This is a genomic window from Actinomadura miaoliensis, from assembly GCF_039536785.1.
Taxonomy (GTDB): domain Bacteria; phylum Actinomycetota; class Actinomycetes; order Streptosporangiales; family Streptosporangiaceae; genus Spirillospora; species Spirillospora miaoliensis.
In genome coordinates this window covers 40,120-66,466 of sequence record NZ_BAAAZG010000043.1, presented here as the reverse complement: position 1 = coordinate 66,466, position 26,347 = coordinate 40,120, and the positions used below count along the sequence as shown (strand labels likewise).

General features: G+C 74.5%; 29 protein-coding genes. 17 read left to right on the top strand and 12 right to left on the bottom strand.

The annotated features are described in order from the left end of the window. Positions 1-470, top strand: a 470-nt coding sequence (locus tag ABD811_RS28165) for an aromatic-ring hydroxylase C-terminal domain-containing protein (RefSeq protein ID WP_486303619.1), incomplete at its 5' end; no start/stop codon positions are given. Positions 471-518: 48 nt separating this feature from the next. Here the strand turns inward: ABD811_RS28165 and ABD811_RS28160 are convergent. The 3 genes from ABD811_RS28160 to ABD811_RS28150 are packed head-to-tail and all read right to left on the bottom strand — an operon-like array spanning position 519 to position 3,130. Then, positions 519-932, bottom strand: coding sequence for a DUF2795 domain-containing protein (locus tag ABD811_RS28160; protein ID WP_344953707.1), 414 nt, complete (start codon positions 930-932; stop codon positions 519-521). After that, positions 925-2,367 carry a hypothetical protein gene (locus tag ABD811_RS28155; protein WP_344953704.1) on the bottom strand — a complete coding sequence of 481 codons (1,443 nt, stop codon included), beginning with the start codon at positions 2,365-2,367 and terminating at the stop codon, positions 925-927. The genes ABD811_RS28160 and ABD811_RS28155 overlap by 8 nt, the downstream gene beginning before the upstream one ends. Further along, entirely contained in the window at positions 2,357-3,130 is a 774-nt protein-coding gene (locus ABD811_RS28150; RefSeq protein WP_344953701.1) for an alpha/beta fold hydrolase, read from the bottom strand. Before ABD811_RS28150 ends, ABD811_RS28155 begins: the two co-directional genes overlap by 11 nt. A 73-nt stretch (positions 3,131-3,203) precedes the next feature. Here ABD811_RS28150 and ABD811_RS28145 point away from each other — a divergent pair, with 73 nt between their 5' ends. The 3 genes from ABD811_RS28145 to ABD811_RS28135 all read left to right on the top strand — a co-directional run bounded on the left by ABD811_RS28145 (position 3,204) and on the right by ABD811_RS28135 (position 6,134). After that, positions 3,204-3,542 carry a DUF7668 domain-containing protein gene (locus ABD811_RS28145; protein WP_344953698.1) on the top strand — a complete coding sequence of 113 codons (339 nt, stop codon included), beginning with the start codon at positions 3,204-3,206 and terminating at the stop codon, positions 3,540-3,542. A 205-nt stretch (positions 3,543-3,747) separates the two neighbouring features. Next, positions 3,748-4,578 (top strand): endonuclease/exonuclease/phosphatase family protein, encoded by an 831-nt coding sequence (locus ABD811_RS28140; protein WP_344953696.1) that lies wholly within the window; start codon positions 3,748-3,750, stop codon positions 4,576-4,578. Between the two features lie 86 nt (positions 4,579-4,664). After that, a complete protein-coding gene (locus ABD811_RS28135) occupies positions 4,665-6,134 on the top strand; it encodes a pyridoxal-dependent decarboxylase (protein ID WP_344953693.1) in 1,470 nt (489 codons plus the stop codon). On the opposite strand, the gene ABD811_RS28130 is transcribed toward ABD811_RS28135, so the two are convergent. Together ABD811_RS28130 and ABD811_RS28125 are read right to left on the bottom strand one after the other, a co-directional pair. After that, positions 6,128-6,904, bottom strand: coding sequence for an SDR family NAD(P)-dependent oxidoreductase (locus tag ABD811_RS28130; RefSeq protein ID WP_344953690.1), 777 nt, complete (start codon positions 6,902-6,904; stop codon positions 6,128-6,130). The two genes, ABD811_RS28135 and ABD811_RS28130, sit on opposite strands and share 7 nt — an antisense overlap. A 133-nt stretch (positions 6,905-7,037) precedes the next feature. Further along, positions 7,038-8,444: a cytochrome P450 family protein gene (locus ABD811_RS28125; protein WP_344953687.1), complete on the bottom strand. Its 1,407-nt coding sequence runs from the start codon at positions 8,442-8,444 to the stop codon at positions 7,038-7,040. Positions 8,445-8,621: 177 nt separating this feature from the next. Between ABD811_RS28125 and ABD811_RS28120 the strand changes: the two genes are divergently transcribed. Then, positions 8,622-8,810, top strand: coding sequence for a DUF5302 domain-containing protein (locus tag ABD811_RS28120; protein ID WP_344953684.1), 189 nt, complete (start codon positions 8,622-8,624; stop codon positions 8,808-8,810). A gap of 46 nt (positions 8,811-8,856) precedes the next feature. Here ABD811_RS28120 and ABD811_RS28115 read toward each other — a convergent pair whose 3' ends face one another. Then, positions 8,857-9,486 carry a pyridoxamine 5'-phosphate oxidase family protein gene (locus tag ABD811_RS28115; RefSeq protein WP_344953681.1) on the bottom strand — a complete coding sequence of 210 codons (630 nt, stop codon included), beginning with the start codon at positions 9,484-9,486 and terminating at the stop codon, positions 8,857-8,859. A gap of 115 nt (positions 9,487-9,601) precedes the next feature. Here ABD811_RS28115 and ABD811_RS28110 point away from each other — a divergent pair, with 115 nt between their 5' ends. After that, complete coding sequence (locus ABD811_RS28110) at positions 9,602-11,080, top strand: aldehyde dehydrogenase (RefSeq protein ID WP_344953678.1); 1,479 nt, start codon at positions 9,602-9,604, stop codon at positions 11,078-11,080. 68 nt (positions 11,081-11,148) lie between these two features. Here ABD811_RS28110 and ABD811_RS28105 read toward each other — a convergent pair whose 3' ends face one another. Both ABD811_RS28105 and ABD811_RS28100 read right to left on the bottom strand, forming a co-directional pair. After that, positions 11,149-12,537 (bottom strand): MFS transporter, encoded by a 1,389-nt coding sequence (locus ABD811_RS28105; RefSeq protein WP_344953675.1) that lies wholly within the window; start codon positions 12,535-12,537, stop codon positions 11,149-11,151. Positions 12,538-12,802: 265 nt separating this feature from the next. Beyond that, complete coding sequence (locus ABD811_RS28100; protein WP_344953672.1) at positions 12,803-13,360, bottom strand: MarR family winged helix-turn-helix transcriptional regulator; 558 nt, start codon at positions 13,358-13,360, stop codon at positions 12,803-12,805. Positions 13,361-13,593: 233 nt separating this feature from the next. On the opposite strand from ABD811_RS28100, the gene ABD811_RS28095 reads away from it, so the two are divergent. The 11 genes from ABD811_RS28095 to ABD811_RS28045 are packed head-to-tail and all read left to right on the top strand — an operon-like array spanning position 13,594 to position 22,832. Continuing rightward, a complete protein-coding gene (locus ABD811_RS28095; protein WP_344953669.1) occupies positions 13,594-14,112 on the top strand; it encodes a cupin domain-containing protein in 519 nt (172 codons plus the stop codon). A 3-nt stretch (positions 14,113-14,115) separates the two neighbouring features. After that, positions 14,116-15,072 (top strand): PDR/VanB family oxidoreductase, encoded by a 957-nt coding sequence (locus ABD811_RS28090; protein ID WP_344953666.1) that lies wholly within the window; start codon positions 14,116-14,118, stop codon positions 15,070-15,072. A gap of 3 nt (positions 15,073-15,075) precedes the next feature. Beyond that, positions 15,076-15,312 carry a recombinase-like helix-turn-helix domain-containing protein gene (locus tag ABD811_RS28085; RefSeq protein ID WP_344953663.1) on the top strand — a complete coding sequence of 79 codons (237 nt, stop codon included), beginning with the start codon at positions 15,076-15,078 and terminating at the stop codon, positions 15,310-15,312. Continuing rightward, positions 15,309-16,373: a Rieske 2Fe-2S domain-containing protein gene (locus tag ABD811_RS28080; protein ID WP_344953660.1), complete on the top strand. Its 1,065-nt coding sequence runs from the start codon at positions 15,309-15,311 to the stop codon at positions 16,371-16,373. Before ABD811_RS28085 ends, ABD811_RS28080 begins: the two co-directional genes overlap by 4 nt. Beyond that, positions 16,370-17,320, top strand: coding sequence for a VOC family protein (locus ABD811_RS28075; protein ID WP_344953658.1), 951 nt, complete (start codon positions 16,370-16,372; stop codon positions 17,318-17,320). The genes ABD811_RS28080 and ABD811_RS28075 overlap by 4 nt, the downstream gene beginning before the upstream one ends. After that, complete coding sequence (locus ABD811_RS28070; protein ID WP_344953655.1) at positions 17,308-18,096, top strand: aspartate dehydrogenase domain-containing protein; 789 nt, start codon at positions 17,308-17,310, stop codon at positions 18,094-18,096. The genes ABD811_RS28075 and ABD811_RS28070 overlap by 13 nt, the downstream gene beginning before the upstream one ends. Further along, on the top strand, positions 18,093-18,851 hold the full coding sequence (locus ABD811_RS28065; protein ID WP_344953652.1) for an alpha/beta fold hydrolase: 759 nt from the start codon (positions 18,093-18,095) through the stop codon (positions 18,849-18,851). The genes ABD811_RS28070 and ABD811_RS28065 overlap by 4 nt, the downstream gene beginning before the upstream one ends. Beyond that, positions 18,848-19,600: an SDR family oxidoreductase gene (locus tag ABD811_RS28060; RefSeq protein WP_344953649.1), complete on the top strand. Its 753-nt coding sequence runs from the start codon at positions 18,848-18,850 to the stop codon at positions 19,598-19,600. The genes ABD811_RS28065 and ABD811_RS28060 overlap by 4 nt, the downstream gene beginning before the upstream one ends. A gap of 37 nt (positions 19,601-19,637) precedes the next feature. Continuing rightward, a complete protein-coding gene (locus tag ABD811_RS28055) occupies positions 19,638-20,420 on the top strand; it encodes an SDR family oxidoreductase (protein ID WP_344953646.1) in 783 nt (260 codons plus the stop codon). Beyond that, on the top strand, positions 20,413-22,098 hold the full coding sequence (locus ABD811_RS28050) for a thiamine pyrophosphate-binding protein (RefSeq protein ID WP_344953643.1): 1,686 nt from the start codon (positions 20,413-20,415) through the stop codon (positions 22,096-22,098). The genes ABD811_RS28055 and ABD811_RS28050 overlap by 8 nt, the downstream gene beginning before the upstream one ends. Further along, positions 22,098-22,832, top strand: coding sequence for a dienelactone hydrolase family protein (locus tag ABD811_RS28045; protein WP_344953640.1), 735 nt, complete (start codon positions 22,098-22,100; stop codon positions 22,830-22,832). Before ABD811_RS28050 ends, ABD811_RS28045 begins: the two co-directional genes overlap by 1 nt. Here the strand turns inward: ABD811_RS28045 and ABD811_RS28040 are convergent. From ABD811_RS28040 to ABD811_RS28025, 4 genes are all read right to left on the bottom strand, one after another. Next, positions 22,798-23,292 (bottom strand): hypothetical protein, encoded by a 495-nt coding sequence (locus ABD811_RS28040; RefSeq protein ID WP_344953638.1) that lies wholly within the window; start codon positions 23,290-23,292, stop codon positions 22,798-22,800. The two genes, ABD811_RS28045 and ABD811_RS28040, sit on opposite strands and share 35 nt — an antisense overlap. A gap of 58 nt (positions 23,293-23,350) precedes the next feature. Then, positions 23,351-24,097 carry an SDR family NAD(P)-dependent oxidoreductase gene (locus tag ABD811_RS28035; protein WP_344953636.1) on the bottom strand — a complete coding sequence of 249 codons (747 nt, stop codon included), beginning with the start codon at positions 24,095-24,097 and terminating at the stop codon, positions 23,351-23,353. 17 nt (positions 24,098-24,114) lie between these two features. Further along, positions 24,115-24,873, bottom strand: coding sequence for an SDR family NAD(P)-dependent oxidoreductase (locus ABD811_RS28030; protein ID WP_344953634.1), 759 nt, complete (start codon positions 24,871-24,873; stop codon positions 24,115-24,117). A gap of 66 nt (positions 24,874-24,939) precedes the next feature. Continuing rightward, a complete protein-coding gene (locus tag ABD811_RS28025; protein ID WP_344953631.1) occupies positions 24,940-26,283 on the bottom strand; it encodes an MFS transporter in 1,344 nt (447 codons plus the stop codon). Positions 26,284-26,347 lie beyond the last annotated feature (64 nt).

Genomic DNA, 26,347 nt, shown 5'->3' with positions numbered 1-26,347 from the left:
GCGCCGCCACCCGGTTCGGGCCGGTCGCGCGGCGGCTGGCGCTGGCGCTGTCGGGCATCGGCGTGGCGTATCCGGCGCCGCACGGCGCGCACCGGCTGACCGGCCGCCGCGCGCCCGACGTCCGGCTCGCCGGCGCGCCCGGACGGCTGTACGAGGCGCTGCGCGACGGGCGGTTCGTGCTGGTCGCCGCCGCCAACGACCCGGCCGTGACGTACCTGACGACCAAGCTGTGGGCCGACCGGGTGTGCTGCGCGCCCGCCGGCGGCGCGACCCGCACCAGCGCGCTGGTCCGTCCCGACGGATACATCGCGTGGGCGTCCGACGAGACCTCGCCCGACCTGCGCGCCGCAGCGATCCGCGAGGCGCTGGCCCGCTGGTGCGGGCCGCCCGCCGAGCACGTCCCGCACGCGCGGCCGCCCGGCCCCGTCGGCCCTCAGCCCGAGCGCACCCCGGGCGGGCGCGGGGGCTGACCCGCACGCGCGTGTGAGAAGCGTGCGGGCCCCGGAGCGNCCGTCCGGTCAGAAGCGGTGGCGTTCGCGGCCGAGGCCGAGGGCCTCGCCCACGTCGGCCATGTTCTCGTACTCGCGGTCGGGCAGCCGCTCCAGCATCGACATGATCGCGTCGGTGGCGTGCCCCGCGGCGGCGTGGTCGATCAGCTCGCTCCGCGACGCCGGGTAGCGCACCCCGAGCAGGGACTGCGCCACGGCGCTGCGCGCCTGCACGTCCTCGGGGTCCATTCCGGGCGGCGACCCCGGCGGCACCGAGGTGCCCCGGGACGTGGGGTCGTGTCCGAGGTCGTCGGACACCGGCTCCGGCTGCCGCCACTCCTCGGCGTGGGTGGGCCCGCCGCCGCGCACCATGCCCTCCGTCTCGTGGCCCATCTCGTCGTCCAGCTTCGGGCCGTGCTTGCCGGTCTTGTCGCCCTCAGGCATGGTCGTTTCCTCCGTTCCCATCGATCCAGGAGATCTCGGGTCGCTTGGCCAGGTAGTCCCCGGCGTCGGCCGGGTCCAGCGGGTCCGGCATCGGGTACACGCGCCGCACCCGCGCCAGCTCCCGGTGCGCGCGGGCGAACACGGCGAAGTCGCGCGGGAACGCCCGCTCGTCCACGCCGGTGAACACCCCGATCTTGCGGGCCCGGTCCAGGACGCGCCGCCAGTCCTCGATCGGCGCCAGCCCCACCGACTCCACGCCGTGCGAGAACAGCGTCAGCCGGATCTCGTCGAACGGGTCGGCGCCGTCGAGGTAGTCGGCCAGCGCGGCCCGGGACGGCTCGGTGCCGAACAGCAGCCAGAACGGCACCGACCCGGTGCGCAGCGTCCACCACGGCTCCACCAGCAGGAACGACTCCGCCAGCAGCCGCCCGTCGGGCACGCCGCGGTCGCGGTACCAGTCGCGGTACAGGTCGGCGACGGCCGGGCTGAGGTCCTCCGGCTCGCCGAACCGCAGCCGCTTCCAGTCCGCCCCCTCCGGCAGGGCGTCGGCGAGGGAGCGCAGCAGGGAGTCCTGGAAGCCCCACTCGGCCTCCGGGGCGTCGGTGTCGGGCTCGGGCGCCTCCCAGCGGCGGTACGGGGACCCGTACCGGGCCAGGTAGTCGGCGACGCGCGGCCCGCCCTCGTGGAACTCGCGCGGGGTGGCGCCGCCGGGCGCGCCGTTCTGGAACCAGTACCGCTCGCCGACCCGCGTGACCGGCCAGCGCAACCCGCATTCCACCGTGACGACCGTGCCGCCCGGCGCCAGCCGCTCCTTCAGGAACCGCCGGTACGCCTCCGGCATGCGGTGCCACTTGACACGGAAGTACGACATGCCCGACACCATCAGGCGGTCCTGGTTGGCGTCGTGCATGTGGTGCAGTTCCAGGTCGGTGTTGGCGTCCAGCAGGGCCCGGCCCGCGTCCAGGTGCGTGCGCATCGCCCGGGCCGGCTCGTCGGGACGCCCGTCGCGCCGCCGCACCGGGATCAGCAGCGTCTGCGGCAGCCACGGCGCGTCCAGCGCCGCCGCCAGGTGGATCATCGCGCCGTTCGACGAACCCACGAAGATCACCGGGTACCGGCGGCACGGGTAGTGGCCGGCGACCCACTCGGCGAGCCGGTCGGAGCGCACGTCCCCGAGCCGGTCGGCCGCCACCGCCTCCATCCGGCCGCTGGCCGCGTACGCCTTCTCCTGCACGCGGCGCGGCAGCCGGTTGCCCACGCCCAGCACCGCGGACAGCACCGGCTCCAGTGCGGCCGGATACCGTCCCAGCAGCGGCGCGTCCTGCCCGTGCAGGAACTTGCCGAGGACTCGCAGCATGCCGGTGGCCGAGTCGAAGTCGGCCACCGTCCTGCCCGGCGGCAGCGCCCTGACCCTTCTGGCGCGCTCAGCCGACACCGGCCGCCTCCTTCGGCGCCGTCTCGCGCAGGAAGCCCTCCACGAGACGGGCCAGCGCGTCCGGCCGCCGGTAGGGGACCATGTGCGGCGAGCCGGGGACGACGGCGAGCCGCGCGTCGGGCACCAGCCGCGTGACCTCCTCGGTCCACGCCTGCGGCACGATCGCGTCGTGCTCGCCGCGCACCACCAGGGCCGGCACGTCCACGCGGGGCAGCCGGTCCTCCAGCGGGTCGCGCAGCGACTCGGCGAACGCCGCCAGCATGCGGCGTGTGCCGCAGTCGCGGTAGTCGGCCAGGTTGAGCGGGAACATCCGCGGGTCCTCGCGCACGGTGTTGCGCAGCCAGCGCCGCAGCGTCGCCCGCCACGTGCGGGCGTGCGGGTCGGCCGTCGGGCCCGCCAGCACCAGCGACCGCACGTGCCGCCGGTGCCGCACCGCCACGTCCACGGCGATCTGGCAGCCGAACGACGAGCCCAGCAGGCACACCGGCGGCAGGTCCACGGCCGCGAGCCATCCCGCCAGGGCGTCGCCGAGCGCGCGGAGCGACGGCGGCTCCGGCGGGGCGGGGCTGCGGCCGAAACCGGGCAGGTCGACCGTCCAGACGCGGACGCGCTCGCCCAGCGCCCGTACCAGCGGCATGTGCGGACGGCTCGACACTCCCGCGCCGTGCACGCACACCACCGGCGGCAGGCCCGCGTCCGGGCCCGCGCACCACGCCGCCATCGCGCGGCCTTCCACGGCCACGGCGCGTCGTCGTACGGACACCTCGTTCACGGTCTGAGGCGTTCCCCAGCCAGGCCGCCTAAACGGGACGACGATCACAGCTACCGTGGGCGGCATGCTGCCACCCGCCGCCCTCGGCGTCGTCCGCACCGTGGTGTCCCTGCTCGTCGACGGCCGCCACGAGGAACTGGAGACCCTCACCGAGGGGCGCCGCCTGAGCGCGGCGCGGACCGAGCGCGCCGTCCGGGAGTACGGAGGCGACCTGATCTCCCCGCCCGACGAGGCGTTCGCCGACGCCGACGTCCGCGAGTCGGAGGACGGCACCGGCTACACCGTCGCGATGCCCCTGTGGACGGCCCAGGAGGGCCGCTGCCGCCTGGAGGTGCGGCTCACGCTGAGGGAGGTCGCCGAGGACGTCTGGACGGTCCAAATCGACGCACTCCGCGTCCCCTAGGCCCCAGGTCACCTGGGGGCCGCGGCCGGGATCCGGCGCGTACAGGCGGGGGCCGCCCGGGAGACATCCGGCCGTGATCACCTACTGGGGCGATTGCTCCGGACATGTCCGCGAAAGGACTGACATGCCCCTCACCTCCCTTACGGGTGGCGCGCCCCGGCGCGTCCGCCTTTCCCTCCTGAGCCTGTTTGCCATCCTGGTGGTCGTGGTCTCCAGCGCGGTCACCGTGACGGCGTCCGGCCCCGCCTCGGCCGGGGACGCGCGGCTGCGCGTCATGACCTACAACATCCGGCTGGACGCCGACGCGCCGCCCCGCGACTGGGCCTCCCGCCTGCCGCTGATGAAGCAGGTGCTGCGCGAGCAGCAGCCCGACCTGCTGGGCGTGCAGGAGGCGCTGTGGCGGCAGATGCGCGACCTGGACGCGGCGCTGCCCGCGCACGACTGGATCGGCATGGGCCGCCAGGGCGGCACCCGCGACGAGTTCTCGGCGATCTTCTACCGCAAGGACCGCTTCGAGGTCCTGGACTTCGACCACTTCTGGCTGTCCGACACCCCGCTGGTCATCGGCTCGGCCACCTGGGGCAACACCATCACCCGCATGGTCACCTGGGCCAAGTTCCGCGACCGCCGCACCGGCCGGGTGTTCTACCACGTCAACACCCACTTCGACCACCAGTCGCAGAACGCCCGCGTCAAGAGCGCCGAGCTGGTGCTGCGGCGCGTGCGCGGCTTCGAGGCGGGCGTCCCGGTCGTGCTCACCGGCGACTTCAACGTGGCCGCCGGGAAGAGCGACCCGTACTCCATCCTCACCGGCGCCGACGCCTTCGCCGACACCTGGGAGACGGCCGAGCGGCGCGGCCCCGCCTCCAACACCTTCGGCGGCTGGAAGCCGCCCGTGCCGGGCGGTGACCGCATCGACTGGATCCTGTCGCGCGGCACGGTCCGCACCCTCTGGACCGAGATCGACACCTACGAGAAGAACGGTCAGTACCCGTCCGACCACTATCCGGTCGTCGCCCACATGATCGTGGGCTGACCTCGCCCGGAAGACGTCGGCCCCCGCACCGCGCGGCCCCGCCGGGCCATATGTTGGGGGCCGACGTCCATCGTAAGGAGCGAGGCGTGGCCGCACACATGACCCCCGAGGAGTTCCGCCGGTACGGCAGGCAGGTCGTCGACTGGATCGCCGACTACCAGGAGAAGATCGAGACCTATCCGGTGCTGTCGCAGGCGCGGCCGGGCGACGTGCTGGCGACGCTGCCCGTGCACCCGCCCGAGGAGGGGGAGGGGTACGAGAACGTCCTGGCCGACCTCGAACGCGTCGTCATGCCGGGGATCACGCACTGGCAGCACCCCTCGTTCTTCGCCTACTTCCCGGCCAACGCCAGCGGTCCGGCGATCCTGGGGGACCTGCTGTCGGCCGGGCTCGGCGTGCAGGGCATGCTGTGGGCGACCAGCCCGGCCTGCACCGAGCTGGAGACCCGCATGGCCGACTGGATGGCCGAGCTGCTCGGCCTGCCCGCCAGGTTCCGCAGCGACGGCCCCGGCGGCGGGGTGATCGAGGACTCGGCGTCCAGCGCCGCCCTGGTGGCGATCCTGGCCGCGCTCGAACGCGCCGGCGACGGACGCGCCGGACGCGACGGCCTCACCGGGCGGCACACGCTCTACGTCAGCTCGCAGACGCACTCGTCCCTGGAGAAGGCCGCCAAGATCACCGGTATCGGCATGGCCGGGGTGCGGACGGTGGACGTCGACCCGGCGACCCTGGCGATGGACCCCGCGCGGCTGGACGCCATGATCGCCGAGGACGTCGCCGCGGGCGCGGTGCCCACGCTGGTGTGCGCGACCGTCGGCACCACGTCCACCACCGCGATCGACCCGGTGGCCGCCGTCGGCGAGGTGTGCCGCCGGCACGGCGTCTGGCTGCACGTCGACGCCGCGTACGCGGGCGTGGCCGCCGTCTGCCCCGAACTGCGGTGGCTGAACGACGGCCTGGCCGAGTACGCCGACTCCTACGCCACCAACCCGCACAAGTGGCTGCTGACCAACTTCGACTGCAACCTGCTGTGGGTGGCCGACCGCGAACCGCTGGCGGGGGCGCTGTCGATCCTGCCGGAGTACCTGCGCAACCAGGCCACCGAGTCCGGCGAGGTCATCGACTACCGCGACTGGCAGATCCCGCTCGGCCGGCGGTTCCGCGCGCTGAAGCTGTGGTCGGTGATCCGCTGGTACGGCGCCGAGGGGCTGCGCGAGCACATCCGCACCGGCGTGGCGCTGGCGCAGCGGCTCGCCGGGTGGATCCGCGACGAACCCGGGTTCGTGCTGTTCGACCACCACCCGCTGAGCCTGGTGTGCTTCCGCCCGGCCTGGGACGGCCTGCCCGAGGACGAGGCGGACGCGGCGACGCTGCGCCTGATGGAACGGCTCAACGCGTCCGGCGACCTCTACCTCACCCACACCAAGGTCGGCGGGCGGGTGCTGCTGCGCATGGCGATCGGCGCCCCCGCCACGCGGGAGGAGCACGTGCGGGCCGCGTGGCGGCGGATCGTCGAGGAGACCCGCGCGATCGGGCGGGACCGGGCGGCTCAGTAGGCGGCGGTGCCGCCGTCGACGCTGATCGCCGCGCCGGTGATGCCGCCGCCCTCGTCCGAGGCCAGCAGCACGGCGACCGCCGCGACCTCCTCCACGGTGGTGGGCCGCTTGAGGGACGACTCCTGGGCGAACAGGTCCACCATGCCCTCGTAGGTCAGGCCCATCGCCGCGGCGGCCGCCGGGCCGGTCTCGCGGACGACGTCGGTGATGACCAGGCCCGGGCAGATGGCGTTGACGGTCACACCGGACTGGCCCACCTCGCGCGCCACGCTCTTGGTGAGGCCGTTGACGGCGTGCTTGGCCGCCACGTACGGGCCGATCCCCGGCTTGCCGTGCTTGCCCTCCACCGAGGAGATGTTGATGATCCGGCCGTGCCCGCGGGCGGTCATGTGCGGCAGCGCCGCGCGGGTGGCCCAGAACGTCGAGTACAGGTTCCAGCGCAGCACCAGATCCCACTCCTCGTCGGTGGTCTCGGCGACCGGCGCCGGGTCGGAGGACCCGCCGGCGTTGTTGACCAGCACGTCGATGCGCCCGTACCGGGAGACGGTCTCGTCGATCAGCCGCTCCACGTCGGCCTTGCGGGTCACGTCTCCCGGCACGAAGGCCGCGCGGTCACCGGCGTCCAGTTCCTTGAGCGTCCGCTCGCCCTTCTCGGGGCTGCGCCCGTTCAGCACGACCGTGGCGCCCTCCCGCAGGAACGCCTCGGCGATGCCCTTGCCGATGCCGCGGGTGCCGCCGGTGACGGCCGCGACCCTCCCGTCCAGCCTCATGCCCGATCTCCGTCCTCAGATTTGCAGCACACCCCCCGAGACGCCCCCGACTAAAGATCAACTTTACGGGGGGCGTCAACGTCGTGTGCGCCACATGTGAGGAACGGGCGGCCAGGCGGGAGGGCCGCGCGGGTCAGCCGATGCGCAGGGCGCGCAGGAAGCGGCGCGTCAGCGACAGCCGCGCCTCCTGCTGCTCCGCCTCGCTCTCCGTCCGCGCCTCGGCGCCGGTGGACGGGGCCGGCGCGGCGCCGTCGGACGCCGGGGCGGCGCGCCACTCGGCCAGCTCGTAGTGCACCGGCAGCGAGCGCAGGCTGCGCATCAGCGGGGACGACCGCCACGGCAGCTGGTCGGGCGGCAGCGCCAGCCGCAGCATGGAGAACCGCTCGAACAGCCGTCCCACCGCGATCGTGGTGATGGTGGTGGCCAGGTCGCGGGCCACGCAGGCGTGCGGGCCCGCGCCCCACGCCACGTGCGCCCGCGAGCTGTAGACCGAGTCGGGCGTCTGGCCGCCGGCGAACGCCGGGTCGCCGTGCGCGGCCGCGACCGACAGGATGACCGGGTCGCCCGCCGCGATGGTGTACCGGCCCATCCGCACGTCCGTGCGGGGGAAGCGGAGGGTCAGGTTGGCCATGGGCGGGCTGGCGAGGGCGGCCCGGTTGACCGCCTCCTGGATCATCCCGGCGGAGACGCTGTCGCGCGCTCCGGACTCCCCGCCGATGACCTCCAGCACGGTCCCGGTGATGAGCGTCCCGCAGTAGTCGCCGACCAGCGCGACCACCATGAACAGCTCGCGGGTCATCTCCTCGACGGTCAGGTCGGGCGCCGCGGCGGCCATGTGGCCGGGCAGGTCGTCGCCGGGCCGCGCCTTCGCCCGCGCGCACAGGTCGCGCACGGCGGCCAGCAGCCGCGCCTGCGCCTCGGCCGCGTCCGGACCGGCGTCCACCAGGCGCCACATGTCCATCAGCAGTTCCTCGCCCCGGCCGTCGGTGAAGCCGAGCAGCCGGTTGCTGATCATCAACGGCAGCGGGCGGGCGTACTGCGCCGCCAGGTCCGCCAGGCCGGCGCGGCCGCTGCCCTCGCCCAGCACCGTGATCAGGTCGTCGGCGTACTGCGAGATGGCGTGCTCCAGCTCGCGCGCCTGCGGCCGGCCGCGTTCCTGGAACGGCTGCAGCCCCGCGATCCACGCACCGCGCAGCCGCGACAGCTCGGCGCCGTCGCGGAAGATCGAGTTGTCGGCCTGCATGGCGGGCATCAGCGGCCAGTCCGCCGGGACCCGGCCCTCGGTGTAGGCGCGCCAGTTGTCCAGGCGCTTGCTCCAGACGTCGCGCGGGTCCCGCAGGATGTCCAGCACCTGCGGGTATCCGATGACCAGCCAGATGGGCACGCCGAGCACGTCGACCGGGGCGACCGGCCCGTGCGCGGCGCGCAGCCGTTCGTAGTAGAAGGTCGGACGCTGTTCGTAGTCGCGGCAGATCAGCGGCTCGACGGCGAGCGATTCCAGTGGCGGATGGGCCTCGGCCCGGGGCGTCGCGTGGTTCATCGCGAGCACTCTAGACGAACGAACCCATCGTGATCAGTAGTTACAAGGAACACGCCGGACATTGGGTGCGAAGCGCCCAAGTGGCGTGTCCGGCCCGGTCCGGCGGAGCGTCCGGGACGCGGACGTGCGAGGCTGGAGGCGCCCCGGAGCGGGGCGTGTACGAGATCGGAGGTCGGCATGACCGGCTCGCCAGCGGAACCAGAGGCGAACGAGGACGATCTGAAGCGGCGCTTCAAGGAGGCGCTGGACCGCAAGCGGGACGAGGCCCGCGAGCGGCACGGCACGAGCGGGGGCGGCGGGCCGAAGGTCCGCGGCACCCACGGCCGCGCCGACGGGCGCCGCCAGTTCCGCCGCAAGAGCGGCTGACGCGCCGGCCGGCGGCGGCCTCCCCGGGCCGCCGCCGGACCAGGTGTCAGCTCTTGTAGAGCTGCTCGGCGTACCGCGGCCCGTAGTAGCGCTCCAGCTGCTCCAGGGACTCCTCGGTGTCCTGGACGCTCTTGACGATGTGGGCGTGCGAGGGCAGCGCGTCCGGCTCCCAGGTGCCGGGCTGCCACAGCTGCGAGCGCAGGAACGCCTTGGGGCAGTGGAAGAAGATCTGCTCGATCTCCACCACCAGCGCCAGGTCGGGGCGGTGCCCCTTGACGACCATCTCGCCGAAGAACGGCGCGTCGCGCACCAGCCGGGCGCGCCCGTTGATGCGCAGCGTCTCGGTCCGGCCGGGCACCAGGTAGATCAGTCCGACGTGCGGGTTGGCCAGCACGTTGCGGAAGCCGTCGACCCGCCGGTTGCCGGGGCGGTCCGGGACGGCGATGGTGGCGTCGTCGATGACGTGGGTGAAGCCGGGCGGGTCGCCCTTGGGGGACACGTCGCAGGAGCCGTCGGCGTCGCTGGTGGCGACCAGGCAGAACGGCGAGCGCGCCAGCCATTCGCGGTCCCAGTGGTGCAGCCGCGTCCGCTCCTTGGTGACGGCCCGCGGCTTGGGCGGGCCCACCAGGGCGCGCAGCTCGTCCTCCGAGGTGATCTCCACGAACCCGTCCCGCATCGCGTCCTCCGTTCCAGGGGACCGCCAGCGTACTGCGGCCGGGGTGGACAGCGGCGCCCGCCTCCCGATAAATCTTAGAGCTAAGATTAATTTCCCCGGCTGATGGGAGGTTGCGGTGCGTCCGACGTACCCCGACGAGGTCCTGGTGGGCGGACGGCCCCGGCGCGGCGCGGGCGAGACGCTGGTCACCCGCGACCCCGCGACCGGCGCGGAGCTGGCCCGGCTGCACGCCGCCTCGCCCGCCGACGTCGACGATGCCGTCCGGGCGGGCGCCGCGGCCGCCGCCGACCCGGCCTGGCGGGACCTGCTGCCGCACGAGCGGGCCCGCCTGCTGGTGCGCGTCGCCGACCTGATCGCCGAGCGCGCCGAGGAGCTGGCCGCCCTGCAGACCGCCGACACCGGCAAGTCGATCAACGAGACGCGGGCGCTGGTGGCCAGCGCGCAGGGCACCTTCCGGTACGTCGCCGCCGCGCTGGAGACCATGGAGGGCGCGCTCACCCCGCCGCGCGGCCCGTACCTGACCATGAGCGTGCACGAGCCGATCGGCGTGGTCGGCGCGATCACCCCGTGGAACTCGCCGATCGCCAGCGACGCGCAGAAGGCCGCCCCGGCGCTGGCCGCTGGGAACGCGGTGCTGCTCAAGCCCGCCGAGCAGGCCCCGCTGGTCTCGCTGGCGTTCGGCCGCCTGCTGGTGGACGCCGGGCTGCCGCCCGGCCTGGTGTCGGTGCTGCCCGGGCCCGGCGCGGTCACCGGCGCGGCGATCGTCCGCCATCCCGGCGTCGGCAAGGTCTCCTTCACCGGCGGCACCGCCACCGGGCGCGCCATCGGCGCCGTCGCCGCCGACAAGATCATGCCGGTGTCGCTGGAACTGGGCGGCAAGTCGCCCACCATCGTCTTCCCCGACGCCGACCGCGAGCAGACGCTGGCCGGGCTGATGTTCGGGATCTTCTCCTCGTCCGGGCAGAGCTGCGTGGCCGGGTCCCGGGTGTTCGTGCACGCCTCCGTCTACGACGAGGTGCTCGACGAGCTCGTCGCCCGCACCCGCGAGCTGCGCGTCGGCCCGGGCACCGACCCCGCAACGCAGGTGGCGCCGCTGGTCACCCACGAGCACCGGGACAGGGTCGCGGCCATGGTGGAGCGGGCCGTGCGCGACGGCGCCCGGCTGCGCTGCGGCGGCCGCGTCCCGGACGGCCCCCGCTACGAGCGCGGCGCCTACTACCTGCCGACGATCCTGGACGGCGTCGCCAACGACGCGGCGATCTGCCAGGAGGAGGTCTTCGGGCCGGTGCTGGTCGCGCTGCCGTTCACCGACGAGGACGACCTGGTCGCGCAGGCCGACGCCACCGTGTACGGGCTGGCCTGCGGCATCTGGACCCGCGACTACCGCACCGCCTGGCGGGTGGCGCGCCGCGTCCAGGCGGGCACCGTGTGGATCAACACCTACAAGCAGTTCAGCATCTCCACGCCGTTCGGCGGCGTGAAGGAGAGCGGCCTCGGCAGGGAGAAGGGACGCGACGGCATCCTGGCCTACACGCGCCAGAAGAGCGTCTACTGGGGCCTGGACGAGGCCCCGCTGCCCTGGGCGAACGCCTGACGTACGAAAGACGAGGGCCGCGGGACGCCGACGCGTCCCGCGGCCCTCGCCCTGTGCGGTCACTCACCTCACGGGTTGAGCTCCTCCAGGGTCTTGCCGCGAGTCTCGACGGCGAAGTACGTGGCCGCCATCCCCACCAGCGCCACCACCGCCAGGATCAGGAACACGCCCGCGATGCCGGCGCCCGCGCCGATCAGCGCACCGGTGATCGTGGGGCCGAGGATCACGCCGATGCGGTTCCACGACCCGCCGAAGGCCACGCCCAGGGCCCGGTTGCGCGTCGGGTACAGCTCGGGCGTGTACAGGTAGAGGCTGATGTTGGCGGCGAAGTTGAACGCCGAGGCGATGGAGGCGAACAGCGCGACCTGGGCGCCGGACGTCGCGCCCAGCAGCGCCAGGACGGCCAGCACCACCGCCGAGCCCGCCAGCCCGCCGCCGATCACCGCGCGGCGGCCCAGCCGGTCCACCAGCAGCGCCGCGCACAGGCAGCCGAGGAACCCGGCGACGGTGCTGAGCTGGTTGTACTTCAGCGCGGTGCCCAGCGGCACCTCGTACACCTTGGTGTAGATGGTGGGCAGCCAGGAGCTGATGGAGTAGTTGACGAAGTAGCCGCAGAACCACAGCACCGAGATGACCGTCGTGCGGCGCAGGTAGATCCCGGTGAACAGGTCCCGCAGCGAGCCGCGCGGCGCGGCGGCGGTGAACGCCGCCGGGTCGGCGGGGGCGGGCAGCGGCCGTCCGGTGGCACGTTCCACCTCGTCCTCGATGCGGCGCATGGTGCGCTCGGCGTCGGCGTCGCGGCCCCGCGCCGCCAGCCAGCGCGGCGACTCGGGCACCCGGCGCTGCAGCAGCACCACCAGCAGCGCGGGCAGCGCACCGATCGCGAACATGGCCCGCCAGCCCATGTTCGGCACCACCCAGGTGGCCAGCACCGAGGCCGCCATCAGCCCGGCGGGGAACACCAGCTCGTACAGCAGCACGAACCGGCCCCGGTGCCCGGCGCGGGCGATCTCGTTGATGTACGTCGCGGCCACCGGCACCTCGCCGCCGATGCCGAGCCCCTGGACGAACCGCAGCAGGAGGAACACCGCGAAGCCCGGGGCGAACACGATCCCCAGGGAGGACAGCGCGGTCAGCGCCACGCACAGCACGACCATGCGCACCCGGCCGATCCGGTCGGCCAGCCGCCCGGCGACCAGCGCTCCGACCAGCATGCCGACCGAACCGCCGGTCACGGTGAGCGTCTGCTGCAGGCCGGACAGGTGCCACTCGCGGCTGATCACCGGCAGCGCCGAGGCGATCAGCAGCTGGTCGAACGCCTCGAAGAAGGTGACCACGCCGATCAGCGTGCGGACCTTCAGATGCCAACGGGAGGTCGGCAGCCGCTCGATGCGCGCGGCGACCGACGCCGCGACGCCGCCCGGGGACGCCGGCGGCGCGGGGGACGCAGTAGTCATGGGGGGCTCCTCGCATGCCCGGCGGCCCGCCGGGGAGGGCGGACCGCGCTCGGGACCGTTCGCCCAGAAGCTGGGGTCGAAGGTGACCCTAGACACACGTAATCTTGGCGGTCAACTACTTAGCACCAAGATTTATGCCGGGGAAACGGGCGGCCTTGATCAAAAATCCGCTGGTGAGACCCTCGGGTGTTCATCGCGAAGCCTTGCGGCCAAGGGGCTGGACGTTCACTGGCGCCGGCGGCGGCCCGTGGTCGCCGCGCGGGGGTTATTCGGCGGCGCGGCCGGGCGCGGTGTCGGAGGTGTCGCCGAGCTCGGCGACCTCGAGGGAGCGTTCGAGACGGCTGAGCAGGCGGGCGAGCTGGCGCTGCTCGGTCTCCGACAGGCCCGCCAGCATGCGGCGCTCGTTGGCGAAGTGGTCGGCCACGGCGCGGTCGATGACGGCCAGGCCCTCGTCGGTGAGGCGGGCGTGCACGACGCGGCGGTCGTCGGGATCGCGCTCGCGCACCACCAGCCCGGCCTTCTCCAGGCGGTCCAGGCGCAGGGTGATGCCGCCGGTGCTGAGCAGCGAGATCGCGGCCAGCTCCCCGGCCGTCTTGCGGTAGGGGGGACCGCTGCGGCGCAGCGCGGTCAGCACGTCGAAGGCGGCCATGTTCAGGCCGTACCGGTCGAAGACCTCGTCGATCAGCGCGTGGTAGCGCAGGAAGCCGCGGTGCAGGCGGCCGAACACCGCCAGCCCGGACACGTCCACGTCGGGGCGCTCCCGCCGCCACTGCTCGATGATCAGGTCGACGGTGTCGGGCCGGTCGACGGACCTGCGCGCCATGGTCGGCCCCCCTTCCCCGGTTCCGCGAGCCCCTCAGCGCCAAGAGGAATCCTAGTGCTTCGGCGGCCGTGCGCCCGGTCCCGCGCCCGCCCGCCTCGGCCGGTCCGCGGCGCTCGGGGCCGGCGACCGGCGTGGCGGGGTATTGCGGCGGCAAGCATCTTAGTGCTAAAACAAATCAGCACTAATCTTGGTGCTCAGATAATTTTCCCAGTTCAGAGGGGAGATGGTCCGTGGTGACCGAGCAGTCCGCCGCACGGGTCGACCTGGAACAGCTGATCGACTCGTGCATCGCCACCCGTGACAGCCGCTACGAGGACTGGGACACCCTGGCCTTCCAGGCCAAGGCCGGGGACCGGTTCCGCCGGGCGCAGATCCGCTACATCGGCTCGGGCGCCACCGGCGACCACTCCGCCGACAACCGCATCCTGCCCTCGGAGCACTTCACGTTCTCCAACATGCGGCTCCCGGCCGGGGCGATCGGCCCCGAGCACACCCACCACGACGTCGAGGAGGTCTTCTTCGTCCTGGAGGGCACGCTCGAGGTCACCGTGCACGACGTCGAGGACGGCACCCGCACCGCCAGCCGCGTCCTCGGCTACCGCGACCTCATCCGCGTCCCGGCCGGCGTGCCGCGCAGCCTGCGCAACATCGGCGCGGACGACGCGCTGTTCTGCGTGATCATCGGGGCGCGCAAGCCGCAGCTGCCGACCTACCCGCCGACCTCGCCGATGCACGGCATCACGCGGGACTGACCCATGAGGCTGCGGCTGATCCGCTCCACCTGGCTGGCGGAGGGCGTCGTCGGGCTGGAGTTCGCCGACCCGCGGGAGCCGGGCGGCCGGGAGGGGAGGGACCTTCCCGGCTGGGAGCCCGGAGCGCACCTGACGTTGCGGCTGCCCGGCGGCACGGCCCGTGAGTACTCGCTGTGCGGCGACCCGGCCGACCGCGGCCGCTACACGGTGGCGGTGCAGCGGGAGGCGGCGTCCCGGGGCGGCAGCGCCTACGTGCACGAACGGCTGCGGGTCGGCGAGATCATCGAGGTGGACGGGCCGAAGAACACCTTCGCCCTGCAGGACGCCCCGGCCCACCTGCTGATCGCCGGGGGCATCGGCGTCACGCCCCTGCTGCCGATGGCCGAGGCGCTGGCGGCCCGCGGCGCCCCCTGGCGGATGCTGTACTGCGGCCGGTCCCGCGCACGCATGGCGTTCACCGGCCGGCTGGCGCGGCTCGGCGACCGGGTCGAGCTGCACGCCGACGACGAACGCGGCGGCCCGCCCGACGTCGGCGCGGCGATCGGCCGGGCGCTCGCCGGCCTGCCCGCCGGGGCGCTGGTCTACTGCTGCGGCCCCGAGCCCCTGCTGACCGCCGTCGAGGCCGCGGTGGACGATCCGTCCCGGCTGCGCGTCGAGCGCTTCCGCGCCCCCGAGCGGCCCGCCGCCTGCGGCGCCGACGAGCCGTTCGACGTGGTGTGCGGCACCCGCCGCTTCACCGTCCGGCCGGGCACGTCGATCCTGCACACGCTGCGCGAGGGCGGGCTGGACGTGCCGTCCTCCTGCGAGGAGGGCATCTGCGGCACCTGCGAGACGCGGGTGCTGGCCGGCGAGCCCGACCACCGCGACTTCCTGCTGACCGACGAGGAACGGGCCGCGGGCCGCTCGATGCTGCTGTGCGTCTCGCGGTCGCGCACCCCCGAACTCGTCCTGGACCTTTAGGAGATGACCATGGCCCTGCGGCTGGAGCCGGTACAGGCCCGCGCGCACGAGCCGACCAGCTACGAGGAGGCGCTCGCCGACGAGCTGGAGGCGATCTTCGGCCGTGGCGTGCACGACCTGCCGGGCCTGGTCGCCGCGCTCAACGAGACCGGCGTGCGGCCCGCCGACGGCGCCGACTGGACCGAGGAGTCGTTCCGGGCGGAGATCGCCCGGCTGGGCGTGAAGGAGCAGACGCGATGACGCACCCGTCCGGCAACCCCGCGCTCGACACCGTCGACGGCCTGGTCCGGCTCGGCCCGCGCAACCGCTGGTACGCGCTGTGCCGCTCGGACCTGGTGCGGCGCGGCCAGCTGACCCGCCTGCGCCGGCTCGGCGAGGACCTGCTGCTGTGGCGCGACTCGGCGGGCACGGTGCACGTCCAGGAGGACCGCTGCCCGCACCGCGGGGCGCGCCTGTCGCAGGGCGTCCACATGGGCGACCGGGTCGCCTGCAACTACCACGGCGTCCAGGTCGACGCGGACGGCGTGGTCGTGTCGGTGCCCGGCAGTCCCGGGTGCGCGCTGGAGGGCAAGCGGCGGCTGCGCACGTTCCCCGCCACCGAGCACGCGGACGCGGTGTTCGCGTGGTTCGGCGACCCGGAGGACGCCGGCCCGGTCCCGTTCGTCCCGCCGCTGGAGATCGCCGACGTGGAGTGGGAGCACTTCCTGGCCTACGTCGAGTGGGACGCGCCGTGGCTGTACTCGCTGGACAACCTCATGGACCCGATGCACGGGGCGTTCCTGCACCGCAAGTCGCACACCATGTCCGGCGGCAGGCGCGAGGCGGTGTTCCAGATCCGCGAGACCGACACCGGCTTCGTGTTCGAGAAGACCGACCAGGTCGGCGTCAACTTCGACTGGTCGGAGTGGATCGACACCGGCATGTACTGGGTGCGGCTGGAGATCCCGTACCCGGCGACGGCCGGGCCCGGCGGCCCGTTCCGGATCGTGTGCACCGCCACCCCCATCAACGAGACCCAGCACGCGGCGTTCTTCTGGCGCTGCCGCCGGGTCCAGGGCTGGGAGCGGGACGCCTGGCGCTTCCTGTACAAGACGCGGCTGGAGGCGCGGCACTGGGCCGTCCTGGAGCAGGACCGCCAGATGGAGGAGGCCATGCCGCTGGACGCCTGGGACCGCGAGAACCTCTACCAGCACGACCTGGCCCTGGTCCGGCTGCGGCGGATCATGCGCTCGGAGGCGACGCGGCAGCTCGCCGCCCGGCAGGAACGCGCCGGCGCCGGACGCCGGGAGGTGCGCGCGTGAGCACCACGTCCCGGGCGGCCGGCGCGGTGGTCGCCGGGCCGGTCGCGCGGCTGCGGACGCTGCGGTCGGTGGCGCTGCGGTCGCCGGACGCCCGCCGGGCCGCCGAGTTCTACCAGCACGTGTGGGGCCTGGAGCCGGTCGAGCACGACGACGGCGTGGCGTGGCTGCGCGGCACCGGCCCCGAGCACCACATCCTGGAGATGCGCCAGGCCGAGCGCAACGCCCTCGGCAAGATCGCGTTCTCGGTGGCGACGCCCCGCGAGGTGGACGAGGCGGCGCGGCGGCTGGAGGCGCTGGGCGTGCCGCTGCTCGCCGGGCCGGGCCGTCTCGACCAGGCCGGCGGCGGGTACGGGCTGCGGTTCGCCGACCCGGAGAACCGGCTGATCGAGCTGTCGGCCGACGTGGAGGCCGTCGCGCCGCGCGACCCCGGCGGCCGCGAGGCCGTGCCCCGCAAGGTCGCGCACGTCGTGCTGAACACCGTCGACATCGACGCGGCCTGCGCGTTCTACACCACCGTGCTCGGGATGCGGATCTCCGACTGGTCCGAGCACCAGATGGCGTTCCTGCGCTGCAACAGCGACCACCACGTCATCGCGTTCAACCAGGCCGAGTGGACCTCGGTGAACCACGTGGCCTACGAGCTGCCGTCGGTCGACCACTTCATGCGCGGCATCGGGCGGCTGCGGCACCACGGCGTCACGCCGCTGTGGGGACCGGGACGGCACGGCCCCGGCAACAACACCTTCTCCTACTTCGCCGACCCCGCCGGGCTGGTGTGCGAGTACACCTCCGAGGTGGAGCAGGTCGACGAGGACGCCTGGCTGTGCCGGGTGTGGCGGCGCGTCCCCGAGCTGTCGGACCTGTGGGGCACGGCGGGCCCGCCGTCCAAGGACGTGCGCCGCCACATGGCCGGGATCCCCGACCCGGGAGGGTGGTGGCAGAAGTGATCTCCGTCGCGGTGGTGGGGTGCGGCGCCATCGGCGGCGTCGTGGCCCGCGCCCTGCACGAGGGCGAGGTCGTCGGCGCCCGCCTGGCCGGGGTGGTGGACCCCAACGGCACGCGCGGCCTGCCCGGGATGTCGCTGGAGGAGGCCCTCGCCGCGGCCGACCTGGTCGTGGAGGCCGCCGGGCAGGCGGTGCTCGCCGACGTCGGCCCGCGGGTCGTCGCGGCCGGCCGGGACCTGCTCGTCGTGTCGGTCGGCGCGCTCACCGACGACGCGCTGCTCGCCCGTCTGCACGGGGCGGGCGACGGCCGGGTGCACCTGGTGTCCGGCGCGGTCGGCGGCCTGGACATGCTGCGTTCGGCCGCCCGCATGGGGCCGTTCGAGACGGTGCGGATCGTCACCACCAAGAAGCCCGCCGGACTCGTCCAGCCCTGGATGAGCGCGGCGGAGGCCGACCGGGTGCGGGCGACCGACCGGCCGCTGGAGGTGCGGCGCGGCCCCGCCCGCGAGATCGCCGCCGCCTTCCCCAGGTCGACGAACGTGGCGGCGGCCGTGGCGCTGGCCGTGGGCGACTGGGACGTGGTGGAGGCCGTGGTCGTGGCCGACCCGGCCGCGTCCCTCACCTCCCACGTGATCACCGCGTCCGGCGCGGCCGGCGAGTACCGGTTCGAGATCCGCAACCGGCCGTCCCCCGACAACCCGACCACCAGCCAGGTCGTCCCGTACGCGGTGCTGCGGGCCATCGGCGACCTGGCGGCGCCCAGCGGGGCGTTCCGGTGAGGCCGCACACCGTCGTCCGGGGGACGGGCGGCACGCCGGTGCTGATGCTGCACGGGATCGGCGGATGCGCCGGCTCGTTCGACCCGCAGATGGAGGCGTTCACCGCCGGGCACCGGGTCGTGGCGTGGGACGCGCCGGGCTACGCGCGTTCGGCCGACCCCGCGCGGGCGCCGGGGATGTCGGGGTACGCGGCGGCCGCCGCGTCCCTGATCCCCGGGGGCGCGCACGTCGTGGGCGTGTCGTGGGGCGGGGTGATCGCCACCCGGCTGGCCGCCGAGCATCCCCGGCTGGTGCGGTCGCTGGTGCTGGTCGGCTCCTCCCGCGGCTCCGGCCGCACCCCCCAGGGGCGGGAGGCGATGCTCGCGCGCGCCGCCGACCTGGAGCGGCTGGGCCCCGAGGAGTTCGCGGCGCGGCGCGGGCCGCGCCTGGTGTCGCCCGACGCCCCCGCCGAGCTGGTGGACCGGGTGGTGACCGCGATGGCGCGGTCGGTCAGGCTGCCCGGTTACGCCTATGCGGCCGCCTCGATGGCCGACACCGACCACAGCGACGTGCTCGGTGCGCTCACCGTCCCCGCCCTGGTCGTCGTGGGGGACCGCGACACCGTGACGGGACCGGCCGAGAGCGAGGCCATCGCGGCGGCCCTTCCCCACGCCCGCCTGGAGGTGCTGGCCGGCGCCGGGCACGTGGCCAACCAGCAGCGGCCGGACGAGTTCAACCGCGTCGTCCTGCGGTTCCTCAGGGAGGTGGAGCAGTGATCGGAGACCTGGCCGGACGGCTCGTCGTCGTCACCGGCGCCGGCCGCGGCCTCGGCCTGGCGATCGCGCGGGCGGTGGGCGAGGCCGGGGCGCGCGTCGTGGTCGCCGAACGCGACGGCGACCGGGCCGCGTCCGCCGTCGCCGCCCTGACCGGCGACGGCATCGAGGCGCACCGCGTCGACACCGACGTGGCCGACGCCGCGTCCGTCGCCGCGCTGGCCGCCGCGCTCGAACCCCTGGGACCGGTCGACGCCCTGGTCAACAACGCCGCGCTCGCCGACGGCGTGGGCGGCAGGCCGTTCCACGACATCGACGTGGCCCAGTGGGACGCGGTGATGAACGTCAACGTGCGCGGGACCTGGCTGGTGTCGCGGGCGCTGTGGCCGCTGCTGCGCCGCCCCGGCGGCCGCATCGTCAACCTCGCGTCCGACGCGGCGTTCTACGGGTCGCCGCGGCTGGCGCACTACGTCACGTCCAAGAGCGCCATCGTCGGGATGACGCGGGCGATGGCGCGGGACGCCGGTCCCTCCGACGTCACCGTCAACGCGGTCGCGCCCGGCCTGACGCTGGGCGAGGCGGCCGAGCGCATCCCCGAGGAGCGGCACGAGCTGTACCGCCTCAACCGTGCCCTGACCCGGCCGCAGCGGCCCGGCGACCTCACCGGCGCCGTGCTGTTCTTGCTGTCGGACGCCGCCTCGTACATCACCGGGCAGACCCTGGTCGTCGACGGCGGCTTCGTCTTCACCTGATCTCCGCCCCCCATTTTTCGCACGCCTGAGGAGAACGATGGATCTCGGCCTGGCCGGACGGGCCTACGCCGTCACCGGCGCCAGTTCCGGCGTCGGGCTGGCCACCGCCGCGCTGCTGCTGGCCGACGGCGCCCACGTGGCCGCCTGCGCCCGCGACGCCGACCGCCTCGCCGCCGCGCTGGACCCGCTGCCGCGCGCGGGCGGCGCCCGGGTGCACGCCCGCGCCTGCGACGTGCTGGACGCCGACGCGGTCGCCGCGTTCGTCGACGGCGCGGCCGCCGACCTCGGCCGCCTCGACGGCGTGGTCAACAACGCGGGCCGCTCGCTGATGGCGCCGGTCGCCGCCACCACGCCCGAGCAGTGGCGCGCGGAACTCGATCTGAAGATCTTCAGTGTGCTGCACACGGTGCGCGCCGCCGAGCCGCACCTGCGCCGCTCCGACGCGCCCGCGATCGTCAACGTCAACGCGATCCTGGCGCGCCAGCCCGAACCGCGGCTGGCCGCCACCTCGGCCGCCCGCGCCGCCCTGCTCAACCTGAGCCGCACCCTCGCCGCCGACCTGGCGCCGATCCGCGTCAACTCCGTCTGCCTCGGCCTGATCGACACCGGCCAGTGGCGGCGCCGCTACGAGTCCTCGGGCACGGACGCCTCCTACGAGGAGTGGTCGGCGGGCATCGCCGCGGAACGGGGCATCGCGCTCGGCCGGTTCGGCCGGGCCGAGGAGGTCGCCCACGCCATCGTCGCGCTGCTGTCGCCGCGCGCCTCGTACATCACCGGATCGTCCCTGGACGTCGGCGGAGGAGTCGCCCGCTATGCCTGACCACGCTCCCGACCAAGCCCGCGACCGCGCCCCCGGCGGTCCCGACGGCATCCCTGACGGAGGGGACCTGCTCGTGCGGGTGCTGCGCGAGCACGGGGTCGACACCGTGTACGGGGTCGTCAGCGTCCACAACCTGCCGCTGGTGGAGGCGGTGGCGCGGGACCTGCGGTTCGTGGCCGTGCGGCACGAGGCCGCCGCGGTCAACGCCGCCGACGGCCACGCCCGCGCCTCCGGCGGCCTGGGCTGCGCGCTGACCAGCACCGGGACCGGCGCGGGCAACGCCGCCGGATCGATGATCGAGGCGCTGGCGGCCGGGAGCCGCGTCCTGCACGTCACCGGCAACATCGACAGCCCCTACCTCGGCCAGGGACGCGGCGTCATCCACGAGACCAAGGACCAGCTCGGCATGCTGACCGCCGTCTCCAAGCACGCCGCCGCCGTCACGTCCGCCGAGACCGCCGGAACGGTGCTCCGCGAGGCCGCCCGGAAGGCCCTCGCCCTGCCCCACGGCCCGGTCAGCGTGGAATGGCCCATCGACCTCCAGTACGCCCCCCAGCCGCAGGAACACGCCTGCCCGCGGGAACGCCCTCGGCCGCCGGCCCTGCCGGAGGAGGGACTCGACGAGGCGGTGCGCCTGGTCGGCTCGGCCCGCCGTCCCGTCATCTGGGCCGGGGGCGGCGCCCGTGAGGCGGGGGAGCCGCTGCGCGCGCTCGCCGAGCTGCTGGGCGCCCCCGTCTTCACGTCCAATGCCGGACGAGGCTCCATCCCCGAGGACCACGATCTCGTCATCGGGAACTTCGCGACCAGCCCCGCCGCCGCGCCGCTGCTCGCCGACGCCGACCTCCTGCTGAGCATCGGCACGCACTTCCGTTCCAACGAGACCCGGCACTACAAGCTCGCGCTGCCCGAACGCCACGTGCAGATAGACGTCGACCCCGCCGCGCTGGGCCGCGCCTACCCCGTCACGCTCGGAGTCCGCGGCGAGGCGTCCCGCGTGCTCGCCGCGCTCGCCGACGCCGTCACTCCGGCCACCGAGGACGGCTGGCGCGAGCGGGGCGTGGCGACACGGCGCGCGGTACGGGAGAAGCTGCGCGCCGACATCGGCCCGTACGCGCTCATCTGCGACGCCATACGCCGGCACCTCGACCCGCGGTCGCCCATCGCGCGCGACGTGACGATCCCCTCCAGCCAATGGGGCAACCGGCTCCTGCCCATCCTGGACCCGGCCACCAACGTGTTCCCCCTGGGCGGTGGCATCGGGCAGGGCCTGGCCATGGGCATCGGCGCCGCGCTGGCCCGTCCGGACGTGCCGTCGCTGGTCATGGCGGGGGACGGCGGCCTGTCGGTGCACCTCGGGGAACTCGCCACGCTCGCCCAGGAACGCCCCTGGCTGGTGCTCCTGGTGTTCAACGACGGCGGCTACGGCGTCCTGCGCAACATGCAGGACGCCCACATGGGACGCCGGTCGGGCGTGGACCTGTTCACCCCCGACTTCTCCGCCCTCGCCGCGGCCACGGCCATGCCGTACGCCCTCGTAAAGCACGCCGAGGAATTCGACGAGGCGTTCGCCAAGGCCGTGGCCGCACGCCAGCCCTACCTGCTGGAAGTGGACGTGACCGCCGTCGGCCCCACCCCCGTGCCGTTCGTGCCGCCCGTCGCCCTTCCCAAGGGGCGCTGATGGGCGAACACCACCTCTCCCACGGCCCGGCCAACAGGGGGCGGTACGTCCTGCAGACCGCGGCCCCGCTGTTCGTGCGGGAGCCCGTGGGCGCCCCGCGCGGCGCGGTCATCGTGCTGCACGACGTGTTCGGCGTGACCGACTACGCCGAGGAGGCGTGCCGCCGCCTCGCCCGCGGCGGCTGGCTCGCGGTGTCGCCGTACCTCTACTACGAGCACGGCGGCCCCGCGTTCGACGCCACGGAACTGCCCGTGGCGCGCGGCGAGATGACCCGGCTGACGGCCGAAGGCCTGGCGGCGGACATCGCGGGCGCCCGCGACTACCTGACCGGACGCCGGGGCATGCCCGCCCCCGCCGTGCTCGGATTCAGCATGGGCGGCTACCTGGCCACGTGGGCCGCCGCCCACCACGACCTGGCGGGCGCGGTCGCCGTCAGCCCCAGCGGCGTGGAACACGCGCCCTGGGCCGGCATGGCGCCCCTCGAACTGCTCGTGGCGGACCGCCGGGCGCCCTGGCTGGGCGTCCTGGGCCGCGACGACCGGCGGCTTCCGCCCGACGCCCCCGAACGGCTGCGCCTCGCCGCCGCCGCGTCCGGCCCCCACGCCTCCGTCGTGCTGCTCCCCGAGGCGGGGCACGGCTTCTACCGGACGGGACGTCCGGGCCACGCCCCGCACGCCGACACCGAGGCCTGGCGCCGCATCACCGCGTTCCTGGCCCGGTTCGCCGCCCCCTGAGCCCCGCGGCCACCTCCAGCCAACCGGCGAGGCTCCGCGCTCCGGCCGTGGCCGCGACGCACGCCGTCTCCGGCGGCGGGCCGGAACCGCACGGGACGACGTGCACGTCGGACGGGGTCACCGTCAGCGTGAACCGCGCGGTCGTGATCGTGGCGGAGAATCCGGCGTGGCGCAGCGCGGCGGCCCATACCGCCAGGGCGTGACCGGACGCGTCGTCCGGGAGGCGCGCCGTCGTGGACGCGTCGCCGGGTTCGGCGGCGACCAGCGGGCCGTAACGGCCGGTCATCGTGGCCACGGCCTCGTCCAGCGAGCGGGCGAAGCGCAGGCCGTCGGGGGCGGCCAGGCGCCAGCCGCCGCCCGGCCACGGGGCCGCCTTCACGCGCCGCAGGCGAGGCGACGGGGCGCGGGCCAGCAGGGCGGCCAGCGCGCGCTGCCGCCGGATCGCCCCGCCCCCGTCCAACGGGGCGATCCGTTCCGTCCAGGTGGCGGCCGAGCCGCACATTCCGCACACGGCGCGCCTACGGCATCACGTCGCCGCAGTTGGGGCCGAGCGTCTGCCCGGTGTAGAGGTTGCCGCCCGGGTCCGAGGCCAGCAGGACGGCGGTCGGCGCGACCTCCTCCGGCCTGCCGAAGCGGCCCAGCGGCAGCTCGGCCTCCTTGGCCGCCTGCCATTGGGGGCTCAGCCCGTCGATGAGCGGCGTCACGATCGGGCCGGGCGCGATCGCGTTGACCAGCACGCCGTGCCGCGACACCTCCCGCGCCAGCGCCTTGGTGAAGCCGATCACCCCGGCCTTGGCCGCCGAGTAGTGCGTCAGCCCCTCGCCGCCCTTGAGCCCGAGCTGGGACGACACGTTGATGACCCGGCCGCCGCCCGCCGCGACCATGTGCGGGACGACGTAGCGGCAGCACAGGAACACGCTGCGCAGGTCGACCTCCAGCAGCCGGTCCCAGGTGGCGGGTTCCATCTCGACCAGCGGCACCTCGCTGAGGATGCCCGCGCAGTTGACCAGCACGTCGATGCCGCCGTGCGCGTCGATCGCCTCCCCGGCCAGGGCGCGGACGGCGGCCGCGTCGCTGACGTCCACCGTGTGACGGGTGACGGCGGCGCCCGCGGGCAGTTCGCCGGCGACCGCCGCCAGCCCGTCGGCGTCCAGGTCCGCCAGGGCCAGCGCGGCACCGGCCTCGGCGTAGGCGCGGGCGATGGCGGCGCCGATGCCGCTGGCGGCCCCGGTGATCAGGGCGCGGCGTCCGTTGAGGACCGTCATGTCTTCCTCCAGAGGGGTCAGTCCGGGAACCGGACGGTCAGGCCGCCGTCCACCACGAGCTGCTGGCCGGTGACGTAGGCGGCGTCGTCGGAGGTCAGGAAGCGGATCGCGGTCGCGACCTCCGACGCGCGGCCCACCCGTCCCGCCGGGATGCCCCGGGCGGCCGCGCGCAGCCCCTCGGGGCCGAGCGAGTTGCGCTCGTCCAGCGACTGCGGCGTCTCGATCAGCCCGGGAATGAGCGCGTTGACGCGGATGCCGCGCGGCGCCAGCTCCACCGCCAGCGACCGCACCAGCCCCAGCACGCCCGCCTTGGCCGCCGCGTAGTGGGCGTGGTCGTCCCACCCGTACACGCCTCCGGCGATGGACGAGATGGCGACCATCGCGCCGCCCTGCTCCATCGCCGCGGCGGCGGAGCGGAACACCCGCAGCACGCCGGTGAGATCGACGCCGAGCATGTCGTCCCAGCGCTCGTCGGTGAGCTCGGCGAGCGGGGCGCGGCGCAGGACGCCCGCGGCCGCCACCGCGATGTCCAGGCGCCCGAAGGTGTCGACGGCGGTGCGGACCATCGCCTCGACCGCCGCCGAGTCGCGCACGTCGGCGGGCACGGCGACCGCCCGGCCGCCCAGCGCGGCCACCTCGTCCACGACCACCTGCGGGTCGTGCGGGTCGCCGGGGTAGTAGCCGATCACGCTGACCACGCCCGCCCGGGCGTAGGCGGCGGCGAGCGCGCGGCCGATGCCGCTGGCCCCGCCGCTGATCACGGCGACTTTCGTCATGGGTACAGCTCCTCGCGATTGGTTGGTGGCGGGGCCGGGCCGGGCGGGCCCGGCCCCGAAGCCGCGTTACGCCGCCGGCGTGCCGGCGGGGGCGGGCCGCCCGGCCGGACGGCGCAGGTCCTGGTCGACGCGGCGGGTGCCGAGCATGACCACGCCGGACAGGAAGATCCCCACGGCGCCGGCGAAGAACGCCGCCGTCCCCATCGACAGCTCGGAGCCCAGCAGCACCGACAGCACCGCGGACCCGGCGATCGCGCCGATCGGGCCCATGATGTGCGCGGTGTTCGGGCCGATGCCGCGCACCTTGGCCGGGTAGGACTCGCTCATGTAGAACAGCAGCGCCGCGTACGGGCCGAGCAGGAAGAACAGGCCCAGCATGTACAGCGGGACGACGAACGCCGACGACGACGGGCCCACCAGCATCAGCGTCATGGCCACGCCGCCCAGCAGCCAGCCGACGATGATCGTCGTGCGGCGGCCGACGCGGTCGCCGACGTAGCCGTGGGTGATGTACCCGGCGAACCCGGCGGCGTTGGCCAGGATCAGCACCAGCAGCGCGCTGTCGAACGACACGCCCTTGGCCTCGGTGAGCACGGTGGTGCCGAGCACGGAGAACACCTGGATGCCCATCCAGTTCAGCAGCCACGCCGCCGACAGGCAGAGGGTGTGCCGCCGCAGCCGCGGGGTGAAGATGTCGCGCAGCCTGCCCGCCTCGCCGGTGTCGACGCCCGCCGCCCGGGCGAGCGCGACGGCCTCGGACTCGCGGCCCTCGGCGCGCAGCTCGCGCACCCGCCGCAGGTTGACGAACGTCGGCGACTCCGGCAGCCGCCGCACCAGCACGACGATCACCAGGGCCGGGAAGGTGGCGATCAGGAACACCCCGTGCCAGCCGAGCGTGGACAGCAGCACCGCCGACACCAGCGCCGACAGCAGCGCGCCGACCGGCCAGCCCGACTGCACGAAGCTGTACATGAAACCGCGGCGCCGGTTGTTCCCGTAGACCTCGTTCAGGTAGACGCTGTTGACGACCTCCTCCGAGTACCCCAGGCCGGACAGCGCCCGGATGAGGATCATGGACAGCTTGCCGCCCGCCAGCGCGGTCAGCCCGGACACGACCGCGGCGCCCGCGGTGGTGACGGCCAGGGCGTTGCGGCGGCCCCAGCGGTCCAGCATCGGCCCGACGGCCAGGGAGACGACGAACGTGCCCAGGGTGATCCAGGTGGACACGTTCGTGGCGGTGCTGGAACTCCAGCCGTAGTCGTCGGAGATGGCGGGCAGCAGGGTGCCGAACAGCGTGTAGTCGAAGACGCTGAACACCCAGGCGAAGAAGCAGACGATGGAGACGCGGCGCACGGCCGCCGGGGCGAGCGGCTCGCCCCCGGGGGGCAGGGACACGGAGTTTCCGGACATGGGCAGCCTTCGTGACAGGGAGGAGGGAAGGGAGGGCGTGACTCGCCGCTGAGCCACGGAGATG

Bases quoted from the DNA above. Each gene is read 5' to 3' on its own strand.
- ABD811_RS28100 (WP_344953672.1), bottom strand. From the start codon at position 13,360: ATGGCGCGCAGGTCCGTCGACCGGCCCGACACCGTCGACCTGATCATC.
- ABD811_RS28050 (WP_344953643.1), top strand. From the start codon at position 20,413: ATGCCTGACCACGCTCCCGACCAAGCCCGCGACCGCGCCCCCGGCGGT.
- ABD811_RS28085 (WP_344953663.1), top strand. From the start codon at position 15,076: ATGACCATGGCCCTGCGGCTGGAGCCGGTACAGGCCCGCGCGCACGAG.
- ABD811_RS28160 (WP_344953707.1), bottom strand. From the start codon at position 932: ATGCCTGAGGGCGACAAGACCGGCAAGCACGGCCCGAAGCTGGACGAC.
- ABD811_RS28120 (WP_344953684.1), top strand. From the start codon at position 8,622: ATGACCGGCTCGCCAGCGGAACCAGAGGCGAACGAGGACGATCTGAAG.
- ABD811_RS28055 (WP_344953646.1), top strand. From the start codon at position 19,638: ATGGATCTCGGCCTGGCCGGACGGGCCTACGCCGTCACCGGCGCCAGT.
- ABD811_RS28025 (WP_344953631.1), bottom strand. From the start codon at position 26,283: ATGTCCGGAAACTCCGTGTCCCTGCCCCCCGGGGGCGAGCCGCTCGCC.
- ABD811_RS28045 (WP_344953640.1), top strand. From the start codon at position 22,098: ATGGGCGAACACCACCTCTCCCACGGCCCGGCCAACAGGGGGCGGTAC.
- ABD811_RS28130 (WP_344953690.1), bottom strand. From the start codon at position 6,904: ATGAGGCTGGACGGGAGGGTCGCGGCCGTCACCGGCGGCACCCGCGGC.
- ABD811_RS28145 (WP_344953698.1), top strand. From the start codon at position 3,204: ATGCTGCCACCCGCCGCCCTCGGCGTCGTCCGCACCGTGGTGTCCCTG.
- ABD811_RS28115 (WP_344953681.1), bottom strand. From the start codon at position 9,486: ATGCGGGACGGGTTCGTGGAGATCACCTCGGAGGACGAGCTGCGCGCC.
- ABD811_RS28030 (WP_344953634.1), bottom strand. From the start codon at position 24,873: ATGACGAAAGTCGCCGTGATCAGCGGCGGGGCCAGCGGCATCGGCCGC.
- ABD811_RS28125 (WP_344953687.1), bottom strand. From the start codon at position 8,444: ATGAACCACGCGACGCCCCGGGCCGAGGCCCATCCGCCACTGGAATCG.
- ABD811_RS28080 (WP_344953660.1), top strand. From the start codon at position 15,309: ATGACGCACCCGTCCGGCAACCCCGCGCTCGACACCGTCGACGGCCTG.
- ABD811_RS28090 (WP_344953666.1), top strand. From the start codon at position 14,116: ATGAGGCTGCGGCTGATCCGCTCCACCTGGCTGGCGGAGGGCGTCGTC.
- ABD811_RS28035 (WP_344953636.1), bottom strand. From the start codon at position 24,097: ATGACGGTCCTCAACGGACGCCGCGCCCTGATCACCGGGGCCGCCAGC.
- ABD811_RS28105 (WP_344953675.1), bottom strand. From the start codon at position 12,537: ATGACTACTGCGTCCCCCGCGCCGCCGGCGTCCCCGGGCGGCGTCGCG.